The organism is Acinetobacter sp. AOR01_HL, from assembly GCF_027855455.1.
In the GTDB taxonomy this organism is placed as follows: Bacteria; Pseudomonadota; Gammaproteobacteria; order Pseudomonadales; family Moraxellaceae; genus Acinetobacter; species Acinetobacter baumannii.
This window is the reverse complement of the sequence record NZ_JAKTIM010000041.1, coordinates 92,473-112,336: the sequence shown is the minus strand read 5'-3', so window position 1 is coordinate 112,336 and position 19,864 is coordinate 92,473. Positions and strand designations below refer to the sequence as shown.

Sequence of the window (19,864 nt, the reverse complement as noted above, 5' to 3'; positions counted from 1 at the left end):
ATTACTTCGCTTGAGTAATCTGCGTAATCATTGCATGTGCAATACTGCCTTTAAATGGAATTTCAGGTAACTGATCAAATTTAAAGAATTGTGCATCGGCAATTTCATCTTCTTGCAAAGAAATTTCACCTGACTCATATTCAGCTCTAAATGCAATCATGAGATTGCTTGGAAAAGGCCAAGGTTGGCTTGACATATATTGGATATTTTTGAGTTTAAGTCCCACTTCTTCTAAAGCTTCGCGCTGAACAGCTTCCTCAAGCGTTTCCCCAACTTCTACAAATCCTGCGATCAAGCCATACATATTGGTTTTATTGTGAATAGATTTTGCCAATAAAATTTCATCATCGCCTTTAGTAATGATGGTGATAATACATGGGTTTACACGCGGATATTGGTGGTAGCGACAAGAAGGGCATACCATAGCATATTCTGTAGGGTGTACTTCGGTAGCATGCCCACAGTGACTACAAAACTTGTGATTACGTCGCCATTCGAGCAACTGTACAGCACGACTTGCCTGTAAAAATTGTTCTTTTGACCAGTTGGAAATAAGTTGACGAATTGGAACGAGTTGCAGTCCTTCCGGAATGGCTTCTTCACTCAACAGGTCACGTGCAATGACCTGTTCATCATGAGTGAAAAGCAGATCACTTGCTAACTTTTCGACTTTAGGTAATTGAAGGTTTTGGTCAACCAATAATTGTTGATGATGAAAAATATAAGCAAGTGATAACTCAGACATTAAGCTGCCTTTTTTTGAAGTTGTTGACTACTTAGCAATGCTACATCAAACATGGATTGTAGAACAGGCTGTTTATTTTTTAAATTGTCAACTAACATATCTAGCCCAGCTAAAACATTAAAAATACAGTGAACCTGATCATGATTGAAAGGCTGATTTTGATCGATTTGCTGTTGTACAAACTTGGCAGTTTCAAGTAAAGCATTTTGTTGAACTGTACTTCCTAAAAATTCAGCCGCGCCAGCCAACTCTTTTAAAGAGCCTGCAATTGCTTCAATATTTTGAGTTTGATCGTTGGCATAGAGAGTCAAACTTTGGCATACAAAATCGATTAAATTTTTGGTCTCATTCAATAATGTCTGATGTGCTTCATCTAAACGATCTAGAGAGATATTGGTATTGTTCACACGAATTTGTAGACGGTTAGATGAATAATGGCGCACCAAAATACCAATGGCATTCATGGCAGATAAAATGCTTTTCATCAACTGCTGAGCATAGTTTTCATTACTCAATATATTGATTTGGCTTAAACTGCTGGCTTGTTGAGAAAGCTCTGAAGCAGCCTCGTTTAAGTTGAGTAATTTAAAAGTATGAGCAAGCTGCATAAGATTGCTTTGTAGTTGATGAGCTTTTTCTGGTGACATGTTTTGGTAGTTATATTCAATATCATTACGAACTTTGTTCATTTCGCTTAAGATTAATTGACTTACCGTTTGCATGGTATCAAAGTCTGGACCATACAAGTGTTGGCTCAGCGCTTTGAGTTGAGTGTCGGTAAGGAACTCATGACCAATGTTTAACTGACTACGGATTTGCTGCGCAAGTTGGTCTTCTTGTCCAATCACGATACTCATGATATCTGCTAGAGTAGTTAAGTTTGCTTCAAAGCCTTCAGGTGAGGCTAAAAATAAACTTATGGCATTTTCAAGGTTAATGAACACACGTAGGCGAGCATCATTTAAAACAAGTTCATCAATATGACTAAAGGCAGAGTTCACCAATTGCCAGTATTGCTGGCTTGGTTGACCTTGAGCCATGCTCACTAAATAACTGCCAATCAGTTTAAATGCTTGAAAGTCTCGAGCACTTTCAGTTTTATTTAAAAATTGATGTAGTGATAATTTATAAAGCTGATGGATAAACTGAGTTCTTTCATTAATAAGCACTTCGGGTAACGGTAACTCAAGTGAAACTGTTGAAAGCTTTGACGCAATCTGTTGTCCAGAAGAGGTTAGTGGCTTATTTAAAGCTTTTTCTAAATTATTTAAGGTGTCTAAAAGAAACTGAGGTACTTCGACTTCACGTAAACAGATGAATTCAATATAACGTTTAACCATGGTTGTGCCTTCACTTAAAGCAACAACGTCATCGGTATTGATGCGCTCTGGATTCGCCATAATCTTTTGCATCAACTCGGTTGAATATTGAGTGATTTTTGCCAAATATGGAATATCAATGAGACGTAAGACTTGAGTACATTGTTTAAATTGTTCTAATGCATCATCAATACCAAAAGGGAGAGCCTGTTCTTCAATTAAGGTACTTACAGCGCCTTCCACCAGTTTTATTGAATTATCAATTTCATTTTTAATGATGAGTAACGCTGTTGGATCAAATTGAATCGAATTATGCTCAGACATAAAAAATTCCCCTTTGCAAAAAAAATCAATTGTTATATTCGTCATGGCTCAATAGTTTGAGCTAAAAATCTATACGACTAATATAACTTAACTTGCAAAAGGGGAAACTAAAAAAACATTAGAGAATCAAAAATTTATTTTGCAAAAAGGCAAGGTTCTCCATGTTTTTTCTCAAATTCTTTGACCCAAGTCTCATGTATGTTTAGCTCTTCATCTGAAGGGTAAATAACAGGTAATTCAATTTGAACTCTAGCTTTAGTCGTTTTTTGCTGGTCACTTTCACTTTGTGATAGGGCATCCATATCAAAGGAAACTTGACCACCTGTCATTGCCAAGTAAACATCAGAAAGAATTTCAGCATCGAGTAATGCGCCGTGGAAAGTACGGTCACGCGCTGGAATTTCATAACGTCTAACTAAGGCATCAAGTGAGTTTTTCTGCCCAGGATGCTTATTTTTCGCTAAAGCTAAAGTATCGGTAACTTCACAAACTTCTGAAAGAGCAGGTAACCCAACACGTTTAAACTCCATATCTAAGAAGTTCATATCGAAGGTTGCGTTATGGGCAATAATTTCTGCGCCTTTTAGGTATTCAAATAAGGTATCTGCAATTTCTGCATATTTTGGTTTGTCGACCAAAAACTCATCAGTAATACCGTGGACTTGAACAGAGTCACCCACTGGTTTTTCAGGATTAATATAAATGTGAATCGAACTGCCCGTAAGCTTACGGTTAATCATTTCGATGGCACCGACTTCAATAATGCGGTCACCATCTTGGAAATAGAAACCGGTTGTTTCCGTATCGAGTATGAGTTGTCTTGGGCCTTGTAATTTAAGCTTGGCTTCAGTCATCACAATTTGTGAATGAATATTGGTATTTTGCTGTTGTTCTTCTTGTTCTACAGCCTCAACTACTTTCATTTCTTCATCCACAACAATCATCTCAACTTCTTGTGTCTGCTCTAAAGTGACCGTTTCATCTTCGGTTGTTTCAACCAGATCGAATCCGAAAGGATCGTCTAGTAACCAGTCTTGTTCAGGCTTTTTTATATCTTGCGATACAGTGGCTGACTGTGGTTGCTTAAGTTCTTGAGCAGTTTTGTCTGCACCTAAATTCGCAAGTTGGTCAGCCATTTCATTACCTGCATGTCCTGCATGGCCTTTAATCCAGTTCCATTCAATATTTCTACCCGCACAAACGGCATCGAGTTTTTGCCATAGGTCAGGATTTTTAACATCTTTCCAGTTTTTCTTTTTCCAACCATGAATCCATTCTGTAATACCTTGCTTCACATAATTTGAGTCTGTCCAGACAATTAATTGAGCATCAGGAGGGCAAAAAGAAATTCCTTCAATAGCCGCAGTAAGTTCCATACGGTTATTTGTTGTGTCGGGTTCACCGCCAAATAATTTATGTTCACCCTGTTCGGTAATGACATATGCACCCCAACCGCCTAAACCCGGATTGCCACGACATGCACCATCAACATACAGTGTGATTGTTTGAGACATAAATCGAAACCTAAACTGAAAGAAAAAGAGCTGAATTTGGTGTATTGTATACGCAAAAAGTTCGGTTCCATCGTTACAAAGCAAGCTTTTTTTAATTTCTTGTAACATTTCCATGCAAATGACATTAAATTATTGCCTTGTCTATCTTGCATGCTTTACTACAATGGCATCGAAGACCTAGGGTTTGTGGGCAGACCCCAAGAAATATTACGCGAGTTGTTTGGAAGTTTTTATGTATAAACCAACCACATTTGTGTGGCAGCCATCTGCAGCATCATTATTCAAAATTACAGTCCTTAGCTCTGCTTTAGCTGCGTTGGGTATTACAACAGGCTGTTCTTCGACTCCGCAATCTGCAAAAACCTCGAAAACAAAACAGGTGAGTGGAGCAGGCTATCTTGATGCAAGCAGTCTGGACTCTTTAGAAGACTTACTTTCAGCAACAGATATGCGTGCTGTAGAGGGCGACCGTTTACTTATTTTAAAACACGGTGATGTCTGGAAGCGTATGGCTGTAGGCTTCAAAATGGACCTCAATCATTGGGATCCACGTATTGAAGCGCAGCGTAGTTGGTTTATCTCACGTCAGCCCTACCTTGACCGCTTAAGTGCTCGCGCAAGTCGTTATTTATATCATACTGTTAAAGAAGCAGAACGCCGTGGTCTTCCAACCGAACTTGCGTTATTACCAGTGATTGAAAGTTCATATGACCCAGCTGCAACAAGTAGTGCGGCGGCGGCGGGTTTATGGCAATTTATTCCTAGTACTGGTCGTATTTATGGTTTACAACAAACGGGTATGTACGACGGACGCCGTGATGTTGTGGAATCTACTCGTGCTGCCTATGAGTTTTTAGGAAGCTTATATAACCAGTTCGGTTCATGGGAATTAGCTTTGGCTGCTTATAACGCTGGTCCGGGTCGTATTCAACAAGCGATTAACCGAAATCAGGCTGCTGGTTTGCCAACAGACTATTGGTCACTAAAATTACCGCAAGAAACCATGAACTATGTTCCGCGTTTCTTGGCTGTCGCTCAAATTATTAAAAACCCACGCGCTTATGGGGTTTCGTTACCGCCGATTGCAAATAGGCCCCATTTCCGTGAAGTTACCTTATCTGCACCATTATCTTTAAATGAAATCGCGTCGGTGACGGGTCTTAGCCGTGCTGAGTTATATGCATTAAACCCAGGCTATCGTGGTGAAACAGTAGACCCTGCAAGTCCAATGCGTATTTTGATTCCAGCTGATATAAGTCCTTCAGTGGATAACAAGTTAAAAGGAATGAAAGCAGGTGGAAGTTCAGGCTGGTGGGCAAGTGTTACTTCGCCGTCTAAACCGACCACAACGACTTCAACTTCAGTCACAGTTAGAACTACTCCATCAACTCCAGCTCAGCCAGTAAGACCATCGACACCTGCTAAAACAAGTAGCAGCTCGGTAACGGTAAAAACTGCAACACCTCGTGGTTCTGATGCGCTAGCTGCTTTTGCAGCGTCAGCTGATGTACCAAGTGCACCACGTATTCCTGTTGCTGTCACTCCGGCTGCAAATATCAAACCTGTGAGAACGGAACCACCAATTTCAGCAACTGAACGCGAGAAAATTTTAGCGGCAGTGCGTGCTGAAGGGGAAAAGGAAACAGTTGATCAAGCTTTAGAGCCTCAAGCTACTCAAGCTGAAAAAGACCAAGTTGTTGCCGAGTTAAAAGCACTTGCTCCTCAGGGTACAGAAATTGTCGATCCGTATGATGGCAAAATTAAGTTAACCGCAATTCAGACCAGCCAATCTGTTGCTGAGCAGCAAGGTAAAGAAGTAAGTAAAGGTTTTGCTTATCCAAAAACTTTAGCTGAAGATGCAACTCTTGCAAACTCTGAAGATGCTCAGCGCAATAAAGATAAGCCTTATATTAAGACTGATACAGATGTTGTGGTTGTACAACCTAAAGGTAAGCGTAGTACTTATACAGTACAGCCTGGCGATACTTTAGCAGTTATTGCCATGAAGAATGGTGTGAACTGGCGTGATGTAGCTAAATGGAACCAGATTGACCCAGAAAAGACTTTATTTGTAGGAACCAGTCTATATCTCTATGATGCTAAGCCTCAAGAGGTGGAAACTACGGCAAAATCGGCAGCTAAACCTGATGTCTATGTTGTTCAAGCAAATGACAGTTTAACAGGAGTGGCAAATCAATTTAATTTGTCAGTGAAACAGCTAGCTGAATATAACGATTTGTCTGTAACAGATGGCTTGTTTGTAGGGCAAAAATTACAGTTAAAAGAACCTAAAGGTAATCGTGCTGCTAAAGTAGAGCCAAAGGCAATTCAAGCAAGTACACGTCGTATTGCAACAAAGAGTTATACGGTTAAACGCGGCGAATATTTGAAATTAATTGCAGACCGTTATGCATTATCTAATCAAGAGTTGGCTGACCTAACACCGGGGTTATCAGCTGGTAGTAATTTAATTGTAGGCCAAAAAATTAATGTACCTGCAAAAGAAATCACTGTTGATGAAGTTGATGTCAGCAAGGCTTCTGGTAAATATGAAAAGCTTGCAGCAGGTCCATCATATAAAACTGAAAGTTATAAAGTGCAGCGTGGCGATACATTATCAAGCATTGCGACCAAATCTAAAATTAGCCTAGCTGAGCTTGCTGAACTGAACAACTTAAAAGCCAACAGTCATGTCCAACTGGGACAAACTCTAAAAGTTCCGGCTGGTGCATCAGTTCCTGACCAATATGTTGTGCAGTCAGGCGATAGCTTAAATGCAATTGCAGCTAAATATAACTTACAAACCAGTTATTTGGCGGATTTGAATGGCTTGTCACGTACTGCAGGCCTTCGTGCTGGTCAGCGTTTAAAATTAACTGGTGAAGTTGAAACAACTAGCAAAGTTTCGGCTAAAAATACCAAAGAAGAAACGCCAGAGACCTACACAGTTAAATCTGGTGATAGCTTAGGAAATATCGCCAATCGCTATCATTTACAGTTAGATTACCTTGCTGCATTGAACGGTTTGTCTCGCAACAGTAATGTTCGTGTTGGTCAACGCTTAAAATTAACAGGTGATTTACCAACAGTAGAAACAGCTAAAACGGATACGGCAAAATCGTCTCCAAAAGCTGTAGTTGCAGGAAAAAATACTGAAAAGTACACGGTTAAAGCTGGTGAGTCGTTAAATGCTATTGCGAGTCGTGCGGGTATTTCAGTTCGTGAACTTGCTGAAATGAATGCATTAAAAGCAAATGCCAATTTACAGCGTGGACAAAATATTGTGATTCCAAAAACTGTAGTGGAATACAAAGTCAAACGTGGTGATACCTTAATTGGTCTTGCGAGTAAATATGGTTTAGAAACCACTTTACTGGCGGAACTCAACAACCTAACACCGTCGACTCAATTGCGTATTGGCGATATCATTAAAGTGCCTAATTTATAGAATAATTAGTACTTTATGCAAAAGTTATATTCTCAACTGAGCCTGCTAGTCGGGCTCAGTGTTTTTTCGCAAGTTATATTCTCTGCTCAGCAAACCACGCCGTATATCGCAATTCATTCTAAGCCTAAATATCTGGCAATGGCTGCTATGCCTTATGCCAACCCGAATGCACCTAAAGGCGGAGTATTGAGTCAGGCTGCGCAAGGGACATTTGATAACTTAAACAGTATGAATGGTAAGGGAAATGCGACAGAAGGGGTAAATTATCTTTTTGATACCTTAATGACCCAGTCACTTGATGAAGTGGGCGTGTTATATCCACTTCTGGCAGAAAAAGTTTCGTATGATCCTATAAAAACCCAGTCAGTTACTTTTTATTTAAACCCAAAAGCTCGATTTAGTAATGGACTGCCCGTAACAGCTGAAGATGTGAAATTTAGCTTTGATACCTATCAAACCAAATCTAATTTTGGTCTACAAATGTATCTTGCAGACTTAGCGAAAACAGAAGTGATAAACCCACATCAAGTTAAATTCACTTTTAAGTCCAGCCATAATACTAAAATGCCATTTGTTGTGGCGAGTTTACCGATTTACTCAAAAGTAGATTGGCAGAAACGCGATTTTACCCGTATTAGCTTGCAACCGATTATAGGTTCAGGGCCTTACGTTGTTGAGAAAATTGATGCAGGTCGGAGTATTAGTTATAAACGTAATCCAAATTATTGGGCAAAAGACTTACCTATTAATAAAGGGCGCTATAACTTCGATCATTTAAAGTATGTTTATTACCGAAATTGGGATATTGCATTCGAAGGTTTTAAATCTGGGCAATATACCTTGCATGAAGAAACTAATCCTAAAAAATGGGTCACTGACTATCATTTTCCGGCTGTAAAAGCAGGTTTGGTAACGCAATATAAATTTAGACATCATAACCCCATTGCAACCGAGAGTTATGTTTTTAACACACGGCGCAAACCTTTCAATGACATCCGTTTTAGACAAGCTTTGACTTATGCCTATGATTTTGAATGGCAAAATAAAGCTTTGTTTTACGGACAATATCAAAGACTACAAAGTTATTTTGAAAATAGTGATTTGGCAGCGACAGGTCGACCTTCAAATAATGAGCTGGCCATATTAAAGCCTCTTTTGCCAAAGCTTTCTCCAATCATGCAAAAAGCTGTTTTGGCTGATTGGAAATATCCAGCCTCAGATGCCAGTGGTTTTAACCGGCAAAATTTATTAATTGCTAGACAGTTGTTGATTCAAGCGGGTTATAAAATTAAAGAAGGGCAGTTATATACGCCCGAAGGCAAACCTGTACAAATTGAGTTTCTCATTCAGCAAGATGGCAAACAAAGAACACTGATGCCATTTGTAAGAAATTTAAAAAAATTAGGAATTAATATTAATTTACGGCAGGTTGATGCGCCGCAATATTTAGAACGTACACGCCGTTATGACTTTGACATGACTACGATGAATTTGCCGCAATCTTTAAACCCGGGCAATGAACAGGCTCAGTTCTGGGGAAGTGCAGCAGCAGTTCAAAATGGCAACTATAACTACGCTGGTATTCGTAATCCCGTAATTGATGAGGTGATTTCAAAACTGGTCACTGCCAAAGACCGTGAACAGCAAATCACTTATACTCATGTTCTTGACCGATTGCTTCGTGCAGGATATTACCAGATCCCGACTTATGGAAAAGGGGATTATTGGTATGCGTACTGGAATATGTATCAGCAGCCTAAAGTGAAACCTGTGCTCTCTGCCGGTATAGAGTATTGGTGGAGTAATGCAAACCAAGCTAAGAAAGTTGCTCAATATTTACATCAACAATAAAAGCACGTACCTAAAGGAAATCCTGTTATATGGGTTCATATATTCTAAAGCGACTTCTTTTAATGATTCCAACGTTGTTCATTATTTTATTGATCAACTTTGTGGTCGTGCAAATTGCACCGGGTGGACCAGTTGAACAGGCAATTCATGAAGTAGAAAGTGGCTTAGGAGCAGGGCGTATATTAGGCACTGAAATGTACTATCAAGGTGCTAAAGGTTTAAGCCCCGAAATGGTCGAGCAAATTAAAGCCCAATACGGGTTTGACCATCCTCCAGTAGAACGTTTTTTACTGATGTTAAAAGGCTATTTGACTTTAGACTTTGGACAAAGCTTTTTTAAAGATAAATCAGTGGTTGAGCTGCTCTGGGAAAAAATGCCTGTGTCAATTTCACTTGGGCTATGGAGCACTTTGCTGATTTATCTTATTTCAATTCCGCTCGGTATTAAAAAAGCCAAACAACAAGGTACATGGTTTGATCGTTCCACTTCTTTATTGCTAGTGGTGGGTTATGCAGTACCCAGCTTTGTCTTTGGTATACTGCTTATTGTCTTTTTTGCTGGCGGTTCATATTTTCAGTGGTTTCCATTACAAAACCTAGTGTCAGATAATTTTTATCAATTGAGTTGGTTCGGAAAAATTACGGACTATTTATGGCACATGACGTTGCCGCTTATTACCATGATCTTAGGTGGTTTTGCGAGCTTAACTTATTTAACCAAATATTCATTTTTAGAAGAACTCAATAAACCTTATGTCTTGGCAGCTTATGCAAAAGGTTTAAATAGCCAGCAAGTCTTATATAAACATGCATTCCGTAATGCCATTCTAGTGGTTCTTGCTGGATTGCCTGAGGCTTTAGCAGGCATTTTCTTTGTGGGAAATCTTTTTATTGAAATTATTTTTCACCTAGACGGTGTAGGATTGTTGGGCTTTGAAGCAATTGTTCAGCGAGACTATCCGGTTATTTTTGGCGTATTGTTTTTCTTCACGCTGTTTAGCCTGCTTTTACGTCTTATTTGCGATGTACTGTATCAATGGATTGATCCGCGTATTCACTTTGACACACAAGGAGGCAAATAATGTCTTTTATTGTGCGGTCACGGCTGCAAAAGTTTAGGCAACATAAATTAGGTTGGGCAAGCTTTGTTTTGTTTAGTCTCATTTTGATGATGTCGTTAGCTGCTGAGCTCATTGCTAACGACAAACCATTGTTGGTGAAATATGAGGACGCTTATTATTTGCCTATCTTTAAAACATATCCCGAAACCACTTTTGGTGGCGTGTTTGAAACAGAAGCAGATTATAAAGATCCCGCTGTACAAGAACTCATTAATCATAAAGGCTGGACTATTTGGCCCCTCATAAGATTTTCTTACCAGACTCCTAATTTAGACTTGGCTGTACCTGTGCCATCGCCACCTTCTAAGCACAACTGGTTAGGGACAGATGACCAAGGGCGAGACGTGCTTGCACGTATTCTCTATGGGCTTAGAGTCTCATTACTTTTTGGGTTGGCTTTAACAGGTTGTGCAGCACTACTTGGCATTTTTGTGGGCGCTATACAAGGCTACTATGGTGGCTGGGTTGATTTGTTGGGGCAGCGACTGGTAGAAGTCTGGAATGGGTTACCCATGCTCTTTATGGTCATGATTTTGGTCAGCATGTTTACCCCAAATGTATATTGGCTATTTTTTATTATGCTGTTCTTTAGCTGGACTGTACTTGTGGGAATTGTCCGTGCCGAATTTTTAAAAGCGCGTCAACTTGACTATGTGCGTGCGGCTCAGGCTTTAGGTGTAACTGATAGAGCAATTATCTTTAAGCACATTTTGCCAAATGCCATAAGTTCTAGCCTATCGCAGTTACCTTTTATTTTGACCACTAATATTATTGCTTTAACCGCACTTGATTTTTTGGGCTATGGCTTACCACCAGATGCAGCTTCTTTAGGTGAATTATTGCTACAAGGTAAAAATAACTTGGATGCACCTTGGTTGGCTTTATCAGGATTTTTTAGCCTTGCTTTTGTGTTGTCATTATTAATTTATATTGGGGAGGCTGCACGCGATGTATTTGACCCAAGAAAATAACTTAAGTGAAGATGCTACCTTGCTAAAAATAGAAAACCTTTCAATCTCTACGCAAGATCAGATTTTATTGGAAGGTCTCAATTTACACTTACAAGCTGGTGATACGCTTGCAATTGTAGGTGAAAGTGGTTCAGGTAAAACAATAAGCTGCTTGGCGATGATGGGATTATTACCAGAAAAATTAAAAACATCTGGTCGTATTATTATTGATTCAAAAAATATTTTAGAAATAGACGAAAAGACTAGAACTTATTTACGTGGCCATCATATTGCCATGATTTTTCAGGAGCCTTCTACAGCTTTAAACCCATTACATCGGGTTGAAAAAATTGTCGGTGAAAATTTTATTTTACAAGGTAGATCAAAATCGAAAGCTCAGCAGCAGGTAATTCAATTATTAAAAGATGTAGGAATCGCTAATCCAGAGTACATTTTAAAACGTTATCCGCATGAGCTTTCAGGTGGACAAAAACAGCGGGTCATGATTGCAGCTGCGCTAGCTCTTCAACCTAAAATTTTAATTGCAGATGAACCAACTACCGCGCTTGATGTGATTTTACAGACGCAAATTTTAGAATTATTAAAATCTTTGCAAAGCAAATATGGTATGGCATTGATTTTAATTAGCCATGATTTAAATTTGGTACGCCGTTATACTGATGAACTGATTGTATTACATAAAGGACAAGTTGTAGAGCAAGGTAAGCTTCAGCAGATCTTTAAAAATCCTGCTTCAATTTATACTCAGCAATTATTAGATCATGATCTTGGTTTCGCTGAGCAACGTTCAACCAGTCATAAAATTTTATCTGTTCAACAACTCAATGTTAAATATCCAATACGACGTGGTTTCTTTAACCGAATTCAGGATTATACCAATGCGGTCGAAAATATAAATTTTGAGCTTGCTCAAGGCGAAGCATTGGGTGTGGTTGGTGAAAGTGGATCCGGAAAATCTTCATTGGCTTTGGCTCTGGTTCGATTAATTAAAAGTGAGGGACAGATTAACTTTCTAGGGCAAGATATAAACCACTTAGAACAAAAAGCTTTACGCAAGATCAGGTCAGACTTACAGATTGTTTTCCAAGATCCATTTGGTAGTCTAAACCCACGTATGACGGTAGGGCAGATTATTGCTGAAGGGTTAAAAGTCAAAGCGATAACTGATAAAGAAATTAAACAGCAAGTTGAATCAGCTTTGATAAAAGTTGAGTTGGCAGAGGGCTTTCAACATCGCTATCCACATGAACTTTCTGGTGGGCAACGACAACGTGTTGCTTTAGCGAGAGCTTTAGTAGTTCGACCTAAACTTTTAATTTTAGATGAACCAACGTCTGCCTTAGACCGATCCACGCAAAAAGCGATGATTCAATTATTACGACGTTTACAACAAACAGAGCACTTGAGCTATATTTTTATTAGCCATGATTTAAATGTGGTCAAAGCACTGTGTCATAAAGTGATGGTATTAAGACATGCAAAAGTTATGGAATATCAGTTGACTGAGCAGTTGTTTAATGCCCCAAAAACTGAATATACCAAGCAATTAATTGCGACAAGTTGTTAAATTTATTTAATAAAATTATGTTTTATAAAGATAAATTTTATTTAAATTTTTAATGCAAAAAGTTGCATTTTTTTATATTTTTTAAATTTGACATGTGCTATTGTCAGTTATCGATTTTCCCTTGACATGACCTATAACTCATCTAAATTAGAGTAATTGCTCTAAAATATTAAAAGAGGTTAACCATGAGCCAGATTGCACAACCAATCACAATTCGAAATACCACATTTAAAAACCGGATTATTAAAGGTGCAATGAGTGAGGCACTTGCAAACTATGAAGGCCAGCCGAATGACTTACATTTAGGCTTGTATAGTGCATGGGCCAAAGGTGGTTTGGGCTGTGCGATTACTGGAAATGTTATGGTCAATGTAGAGGCCAAAAACGAACCTGGGGTAGTGGTGATTGAAACCGAGCGTGACCTAGAGCGTTTAAAAGAATGGGCAGCAGTCGGTAAACAATATGGGATGGTACAACTTATCCAATTGTCTCACCCTGGTCGTCAGTGTCCAAAGGGCCTAAATAAAGAAACAGTTGCACCTTCGGCAGTTCCTTTTAGCCCAGCTTTAGCGACTATGTTTGGTACTCCACGTGCTCTTACGCATGAAGAAATTTTGGATATTATTAAACGTTTTGCGAACGCTGCTCGTATTTGTGAAAAGGCGGGTTTTGAAGGGGTACAGTTACATGGTGCACATGGCTATTTAATTAGCCAGTTTTTATCACCATTAACCAATAAACGTACAGACCAGTGGGGAGGCTCAGTTGAAAACCGTACTCGCTTTTTACTAGAAGTTTATAAAGCGGTACGTGAAGCAACTTCAGAGAATTTTATTATTTCCGTTAAGCTTAACTCTGCTGACTTCCAACGCGGCGGTATTAGCGAAGAAGATGTGATTTCGGTATTTAAAGCAGTTGATGAAGCTGGGATCGATTTAATTGAAATCTCAGGTGGAACTTACGAAGCACCTGCAATGGCTGGTGCCAAAGCTGATAAACGTAAGGCAAGTACTATTGCACGTGAAGCATACTTTCTAGATTTTGCTGAAAAAATCCGTCAGCATGTTAAATGTAAGCTTATGGTGACAGGTGGCTTCCGTACAGTGGAAGGCATGAATGCTGCGCTAGCGAGCGGTGCGTGTGACTTTATTGGTATTGCTCGTCCACTTGCAGTTGAAACAGATTTAACAGACCGTTTAATTGCAGGCCAAGACGTTCGTTATGCAGTAAAACCGATTAAAACAGGTTTACCTTTTGTCGATAAAATGGCGATTATGGAAATCATTTGGTATGCAGCACAATTTAAAGCCATTGGGCAGGGTAAAAAGCCAAATCCTAAACTGTCACCTTTAATTGTGTTTTTAAATTATGCCAAGGGTAATATTAAGGCTGTTGTTCAAGGACGCGTGAATTCACGTAAGTCAGCGTAAAAATTTCTTAAAGTAAAGGTACTATTTCTAAGGATGAAATAGTACCTTTATACTCAATTTAGAACGTATAGCTCATACCTAATTGAACGGTACGTGATTCACCCGGATAAGCATATAAATTGAAAGCACTTTCATCATAAACTTTATCAAAAATGTTCTTCACATCTAAGTTAAGACGAAGTTTTGGTGTCGCCTGATAATAAGAAACCAAATCTGTAACTGCATAACCTTTCATGATATAGGTACTATTGGCTGTCTGACCTGCACGTTTATCAATATATTTTTGATTGATGCCTAGACCTAAGCCTTGTAAAGGACCATCCTGAAATTCATAGATATTTAAAAGATTAAAACTATTCTTTGGAATATTGGCTAGAGCTGTTCCTTTTTGCAAAGTATTGTCTTTAGTTACTTCCGCATCTGTATAAGCATATCCACCAATAATTTTCCAAGCTGGTGTAATTTGACCAGCAATATTTAACTCAATGCCACGGCTACGAACTTCGCCAGCAGCGACTTTATAAGCTGAATCAACAGGGTCTAGTGTTAAGACATTTTCTTTATTAGCGTAAAAAATAGCGGAATCAATTGATAACATATTATCAAGTGCTTGCCATTTAAAACCTAACTCGTAAGCCGTACCTTCTTCAGGATCAAAACCTTCTCCGTTACGGCTGGCGCCAGTATTTGGTTTAAAAGATTTTGCAGCATTGCCATAGAGTGAAAGGTCATCACTTGCTTTATAAACTAAACCTAAACGTGGAATAAATGCATCATGACTAGTGTTCCAATTGGGTTTACCCGGTCGCAAATCCTGATAATCATGTTCATAGTGCTCAAAACGTAAACCTAATAGTGCACTTAAACGTTCATTTAATTCGAGTTGGTCTTGTACAAAAAGGGCCGTTGTTTTTAAGTTTTCGCGGTCATGTGTAGTAACTGTATTAAGTTCAGGTAGTGGTTGCCCTAAAACCGGATTATAAATATTAATAGAATAGCTACCGATATCTTCGCTTGAGCGAATAATGTACGACTTATAATCATAATTTTCATATTCAAGCCCAGTCACTAAAGTATGTGCTAAACCTAAAAGCTGGAAATTGCCTGTAAGGTTAATTTGGGCATCGGTATCTTGCCATTTTAATTCGCGATAATTGTAATTTCGCCCTAATGTTTCTCCGTCATTTTGAATGCCATTTGCTTCTACTGCATAGCCATGCAATTTGCCATTTAAATATTGCACGCCAGCATTTAGCTTCCAGTCATTCCCAAGGTCATGTTCAACTCGTAATTGAGTCATATTGTTATCATTGTAGAGTCGATTGTAGTATTTACCCGTTTCCCATAAATAGGTTTCTGGTGAGCTATTAAAAGATTTCTGTGTTGGATAACGTGTATGGCCACGGTCGAGTGGATGTTGGTTTCTTAAAATATCGGCTTCAAAAGTAACTTTGGTGGCATCAGTAGCTTGCCATTGGATGACGGGAGCAATGCCATAACGTTTAGATTCGACATGGTCACGGTAACTATCACCGCCTTCTGCAATCACATTTAGACGATAACCAATATTTTCTGCATTTGGGATAGTACCTGTTGTATCGACAGTAGTGCGATATAAACCTTCACTACTGAGCTGTGCCCCTAAAGTGGTTTGTTGCTCAGACTTTGGTGTTTTAGAAATTAAGTTAAACGTACCACCTGGGTCACCACGTCCATATAAGCTAGAAGAGGAGCCACGTAAAACGTCTACACGTTCAATTGTGTTGCTATCCGGCGCATTTGGATAGCCACGGTTAATTGGAAACCCGTTTCGATAAAACTCACCACTGGTAAACCCGCGCACGTTAAAACCAGTTAAACCTTGACCACCAAAGTTATTAGCACGAGTCACGCCACCAGCTAAATCAAGTGCTTCAACTAAGCGAGTTGCACCAATATCTTCAATTACTTTTTGGGTTACCACGCTCACAGATTGCGGGGTATCTTGTAATGCAATTTCACTACGCGTAGCACTACTGGAACTATCCACTTTATAAGTCTGGTCAGATGCCTGTTGGGCTTTAATTTTGATAGTTGCAAGAGTAGTTGAAGAGTTGTTCGTGTCTGCAAAAGTAGCTGGAATACAGCATAGTTGTGCAATACTCAGGGAGAGAAGGCGAAGCTTAAGATCCATTTAAAACCTTTTTGATAATAAATATCAGTATAAAAATAAGAATTATTATATTGTAAAACGATGTAAAGGAAATACTGGATCAGTGATATATTTGCACAAGTGTATTTTATTTAGAAATAAAGAAAAAATATAAAAAGAATAAGAAGACAGAACTTAGAGAGAAAAATTTTATATGAAGAGAATATGGCGTCCCTACGGGGATTCGAACCCCGGTTACCGCCGTGAAAGGGCGATGTCCTAGGCCTCTAGACGATAGGGACGTTGAGGATGGCGGTATCTTAAGAAGCCGCCACCAAACTGTCAAGGAGGTAAGGAGACAGTTTGTTCAAAATATAGCAAAACAGTTCAGCAGTCTTTTGAGTATCGTATAAAGCAGAGTGTGCTTCTTTACCATCAAACTCAATTCCAGCTTGAATACATGCTTTTGCAAGCACAGTTTGTCCAAACATTACTGCACTTAAAGTGACCGTATCCATCACTGAAAAACTATGGAACGGATTTTGGTTTTTTGTACCTGAGCGAGCAATGGCCGCTTGCAAAAAACCAAGGTCAAAATGTGCATTGTGGCCTACGAGTACTGCATGAGTACAATGTTGCTGTTTACGAACTTCATTAACCGATTTAAAAATTCGACGTAAAGCAGTTCTTTCATCTTCAGCCATTGCAATACGCATTGGGTTGAATGGGTCAATACCAATGAAGTCTAGCGAACGGCGGTCGAGGTTAGCCCCTTCAAAAGGGTTAATATGTGCATGAAATGCAGGACCAGGGACAAATTGTCCCTGAGCATCATACACAATCGGAATGCATGCGATTTCTAGCAATGCATCTGTCTGGGCATTAAAACCTGCCGTTTCAACATCGACAACAACAGGTAAGAAGCCACGAAAACGTTGGCCAATGACCGGGACAGAGTTTTCTTGTGTCACACTTTTCTCCATTGCAGCGTTTTCCCGGCATGCAGCGGGATGATTTTTTGATTATCTAAATAATCAAAAGATTCTGGAACGAGGTTATCTTCTTTAACCAAAGTAATGGTAGAAGTATTACGTGGTAGACCGTAGAAGTCCGCACCAAAATGGCTAGCAAAACCTTCTAGACGTTCTAATTTACCGACTTGGTCAAATGCTTGTGCATAAAGCTCAATTGCATTTGGTGCACTATAGCAGCCTGCACATCCACAAGCATTCTCTTTTGCATTTTGTGCATGAGGAGCGCTATCTGTACCTAAGAAAAACTTAGGATTACCGCTTGTCGCCACTTCAAGTAAAGTCGTTTGATGCGTTTGACGTTTTAAAATTGGTAAACAGTAGAAGTGCGGTTTAATACCACCGACCAACATATCATTACGGTTAAATAATAAATGTTGTGGAGTGATTGTTGCCGCCACATTACGGTCTTGTTCTAAAACAAAGTGTGCTGCATCACTGGTAGTGATGTGCTCAAGCACAACTTTAAGTTTCGGGAACTGTTTCAATAGAGGTGATAATACCTCATCTAGGAAGCGTTTTTCACGATCAAAAATATCAACGTGGTTATGAGTTACTTCACCATGAAGCAATAACGGAACTTGATGCTCTTCTAATTGCTCAATGACTGCATAAACTTTACGAATATCACTCACACCATTATCGGAGTTTGTGGTCGCACCAGCAGGATAAAGCTTAATCGCATTTACATGTTCTGATTCTTTAATTTTACGAACTTCATCTGGTGAAGTGTGGTCAGTAAAATAAAGCACCATACGAGGGTCAAAATTATTGTCTTCCGGAACATGAGCAAGAATGCGTTCGCGATAAGCTAAAGCTTCTTCTACTGTTTTTACAGGCGGTACAAGGTTAGGCATACAAATCGCACGGGCGAATTGTTTAGCCAAATCTGGAACAGTACGTTTTAATGCTAAACCATCACGTAAATGTGCATGCCAATCATCTGGCTGGAGCAGGGTAATAGAGTTCAAGGCAGTTCAAACTTCGAAATAAAACAAATGATAATCGATAAAGTGTGAAAATGGTAACGAGAATTACGGACAAATGGCAAAATAAAGCGCAGGGAGCTTTAAAAAATAATGTTATATTTTGTTAATGCAGAATATGTAGGAATCGACTAGTGGCGAATAGGGGAAATGTACATCAATTACTCAAATCTAAAGAAGAAATCGAGTATTTGGTCACTCTACATACCCATCGTTATGCCAATATGCCTTTGCCCAAACAACTGGAAAAAAAATTCTGGTGTTTAAATCTTGATCGAACTAGACAGAACATCTCAAAGTTTTTAGCAAGTGGTGTACTCACTTATTTAATTTTTATTTTATTGGCCCTGCCGACCGACTATTTAGTGATTGGGGTACCTTATATTACTTTGGACTTTATTCATTGCTTACTTAGCGCAATGAATATTGCACTTGCCCTGTTATTGTTCTGGATTTTTGCCAAATTTACAAAACTCTCCGAGCACTTTTATTTAGCTGCATGTGGCATTGTATTTTTAACCATTATTATTAATGCGATGTTATTGCTTAGTGTCGGAAATATGGCGCTTAAGAACCAGTCTATGTTGCTTCTTTCATTTTTATATATGCTCGGGTTCATATTAAGCGGTATTAAACCTTTGCATATGCTTTGTGTTGGTTTATTGGCAGCATTTTTAGTTTTTGCTTTTCTTATTTTGTTAGACGTAAATTGTGATTATATTGCGCTGGGCCGTGCTTTGTTCGGTAGTTGTATTTTAGGTTTCTCGATTAGCAGTATGCTCATCTCAAGAGAAAGAAGCCTTTTTTTAAATAACCAGCTTGCTGAAATTAATGAGCAGATCTTACGGATTGAAGCATCGGAGTTATTGCATTTAAGCCAGCAGGATGCCCTGACTCAAATTTCGAATCGACGTACATTTGATGAGATGTTTGATTTTTTCTACTACCGAGCAAATCAAGAGAAGCGTCCTTTAGCTGTTTTATTTATTGATATTGATTTTTTTAAAAACTATAACGATTTTTACGGGCACCAGATGGGAGATAAAGTCATCTCTAGCATTGCTGCAGCAATTAAAAACTCAATTCGTCATGTCGACTTTGTTGCGCGTTATGGGGGCGAGGAGTTCGTTGTACTTTTACCTGAAACACCTGCACAGGGTGCTTATTCAGTGGCTGCAAATATCTATAAAGCCATTGAGCGGCAAGCGATTCCTCATGCAGCATCTTTAGTGTCGAAGTATGTCACTATCAGTTTAGGGTTTACTGTATATACGGGTGGGCTAAAGATGGGACAAGATAGGCTTATTCATGCGGCAGATCAGGCTTTATATCGGGCAAAACAGCTTGGTCGTAATCAAATTTATTATCAGCCATTACAGGTCGCCGAAATTGCCTAACTTAACTTTAAGTATAAAAAAGCCACCTA

The 19,864-nt window shown here is 39.1% G+C and carries 13 protein-coding genes and 1 tRNA gene; 7 read left to right on the top strand and 7 right to left on the bottom strand.

Features of this window, described 5'->3' with window-relative positions; genetic code table 11:
- Window position 1 precedes the first annotated feature (1 nt).
- The 3 genes from nudC to dnaQ all read right to left on the bottom strand — a co-directional run bounded on the left by nudC (window position 2) and on the right by dnaQ (window position 3,902).
- Entirely contained in the window at window positions 2-745 is a 744-nt protein-coding gene (gene nudC, locus MKL62_RS13070; RefSeq protein WP_001292948.1) for an NAD(+) diphosphatase, read from the bottom strand.
- Entirely contained in the window at window positions 745-2,388 is a 1,644-nt protein-coding gene (locus tag MKL62_RS13065; RefSeq protein ID WP_005129286.1) for a hypothetical protein, read from the bottom strand. The genes nudC and MKL62_RS13065 overlap by 1 nt, the downstream gene beginning before the upstream one ends.
- Window positions 2,389-2,522: 134 nt before the next feature.
- Entirely contained in the window at window positions 2,523-3,902 is a 1,380-nt protein-coding gene (gene dnaQ, locus MKL62_RS13060; RefSeq protein ID WP_005129285.1) for a DNA polymerase III subunit epsilon, read from the bottom strand.
- Between the two features lie 232 nt (window positions 3,903-4,134).
- Between dnaQ and MKL62_RS13055 the strand changes: the two genes are divergently transcribed.
- From MKL62_RS13055 to MKL62_RS13030, 6 genes are all read left to right on the top strand, one after another.
- On the top strand, window positions 4,135-7,350 hold the full coding sequence (locus MKL62_RS13055; protein WP_005129283.1) for a lytic transglycosylase: 3,216 nt from the start codon (window positions 4,135-4,137) through the stop codon (window positions 7,348-7,350).
- A 15-nt stretch (window positions 7,351-7,365) separates the two neighbouring features.
- Window positions 7,366-9,201 (top strand): extracellular solute-binding protein, encoded by a 1,836-nt coding sequence (locus tag MKL62_RS13050; protein WP_005129281.1) that lies wholly within the window; start codon window positions 7,366-7,368, stop codon window positions 9,199-9,201.
- Window positions 9,202-9,230: 29 nt separating this feature from the next.
- Window positions 9,231-10,283: a microcin C ABC transporter permease YejB gene (gene yejB, locus MKL62_RS13045; RefSeq protein WP_005129279.1), complete on the top strand. Its 1,053-nt coding sequence runs from the start codon at window positions 9,231-9,233 to the stop codon at window positions 10,281-10,283.
- Window positions 10,283-11,293, top strand: coding sequence for an ABC transporter permease (locus MKL62_RS13040; RefSeq protein WP_000008513.1), 1,011 nt, complete (start codon window positions 10,283-10,285; stop codon window positions 11,291-11,293). The genes yejB and MKL62_RS13040 overlap by 1 nt, the downstream gene beginning before the upstream one ends.
- Window positions 11,271-12,860, top strand: coding sequence for an ABC transporter ATP-binding protein (locus MKL62_RS13035; RefSeq protein ID WP_030423633.1), 1,590 nt, complete (start codon window positions 11,271-11,273; stop codon window positions 12,858-12,860). The genes MKL62_RS13040 and MKL62_RS13035 overlap by 23 nt, the downstream gene beginning before the upstream one ends.
- Before the next feature lie 185 nt (window positions 12,861-13,045).
- Window positions 13,046-14,290, top strand: a complete 1,245-nt coding sequence (locus MKL62_RS13030; protein ID WP_005129274.1) for an NADH:flavin oxidoreductase/NADH oxidase family protein — start codon at window positions 13,046-13,048, stop codon at window positions 14,288-14,290.
- Window positions 14,291-14,348: 58 nt separating this feature from the next.
- Here MKL62_RS13030 and MKL62_RS13025 read toward each other — a convergent pair whose 3' ends face one another.
- The 4 genes from MKL62_RS13025 to pyrC all read right to left on the bottom strand — a co-directional run bounded on the left by MKL62_RS13025 (window position 14,349) and on the right by pyrC (window position 18,423).
- Entirely contained in the window at window positions 14,349-16,463 is a 2,115-nt protein-coding gene (locus MKL62_RS13025) for a TonB-dependent siderophore receptor (RefSeq protein ID WP_005129272.1), read from the bottom strand.
- A gap of 184 nt (window positions 16,464-16,647) precedes the next feature.
- A tRNA-Glu gene (locus tag MKL62_RS13020) sits at window positions 16,648-16,723 on the bottom strand.
- An 18-nt stretch (window positions 16,724-16,741) separates the two neighbouring features.
- Window positions 16,742-17,404, bottom strand: a complete 663-nt coding sequence (rnt, locus tag MKL62_RS13015) for a ribonuclease T (RefSeq protein WP_001982681.1) — start codon at window positions 17,402-17,404, stop codon at window positions 16,742-16,744.
- Window positions 17,389-18,423 carry a dihydroorotase gene (pyrC, locus tag MKL62_RS13010; RefSeq protein WP_005129269.1) on the bottom strand — a complete coding sequence of 345 codons (1,035 nt, stop codon included), beginning with the start codon at window positions 18,421-18,423 and terminating at the stop codon, window positions 17,389-17,391. The genes rnt and pyrC overlap by 16 nt, the downstream gene beginning before the upstream one ends.
- Window positions 18,424-18,572: 149 nt before the next feature.
- Here pyrC and MKL62_RS13005 point away from each other — a divergent pair, with 149 nt between their 5' ends.
- Complete coding sequence (locus MKL62_RS13005; protein WP_002132531.1) at window positions 18,573-19,835, top strand: GGDEF domain-containing protein; 1,263 nt, start codon at window positions 18,573-18,575, stop codon at window positions 19,833-19,835.
- Window positions 19,836-19,864 lie beyond the last annotated feature (29 nt).

Coding starts and splice junctions, on each gene's coding strand:
- MKL62_RS13065 (WP_005129286.1), bottom strand. CDS start 2,388: ATGTCTGAGCATAATTCGATTCAATTTGATCCAACAGCGTTACTCATC.
- MKL62_RS13040 (WP_000008513.1), top strand. CDS start 10,283: ATGTCTTTTATTGTGCGGTCACGGCTGCAAAAGTTTAGGCAACATAAA.
- dnaQ (WP_005129285.1), bottom strand. CDS start 3,902: ATGTCTCAAACAATCACACTGTATGTTGATGGTGCATGTCGTGGCAAT.
- MKL62_RS13030 (WP_005129274.1), top strand. CDS start 13,046: ATGAGCCAGATTGCACAACCAATCACAATTCGAAATACCACATTTAAA.
- MKL62_RS13055 (WP_005129283.1), top strand. CDS start 4,135: ATGTATAAACCAACCACATTTGTGTGGCAGCCATCTGCAGCATCATTA.
- rnt (WP_001982681.1), bottom strand. CDS start 17,404: ATGGAGAAAAGTGTGACACAAGAAAACTCTGTCCCGGTCATTGGCCAA.
- nudC (WP_001292948.1), bottom strand. CDS start 745: ATGTCTGAGTTATCACTTGCTTATATTTTTCATCATCAACAATTATTG.
- MKL62_RS13035 (WP_030423633.1), top strand. CDS start 11,271: ATGTATTTGACCCAAGAAAATAACTTAAGTGAAGATGCTACCTTGCTA.
- MKL62_RS13050 (WP_005129281.1), top strand. CDS start 7,366: ATGCAAAAGTTATATTCTCAACTGAGCCTGCTAGTCGGGCTCAGTGTT.
- yejB (WP_005129279.1), top strand. CDS start 9,231: ATGGGTTCATATATTCTAAAGCGACTTCTTTTAATGATTCCAACGTTG.
- MKL62_RS13025 (WP_005129272.1), bottom strand. CDS start 16,463: ATGGATCTTAAGCTTCGCCTTCTCTCCCTGAGTATTGCACAACTATGC.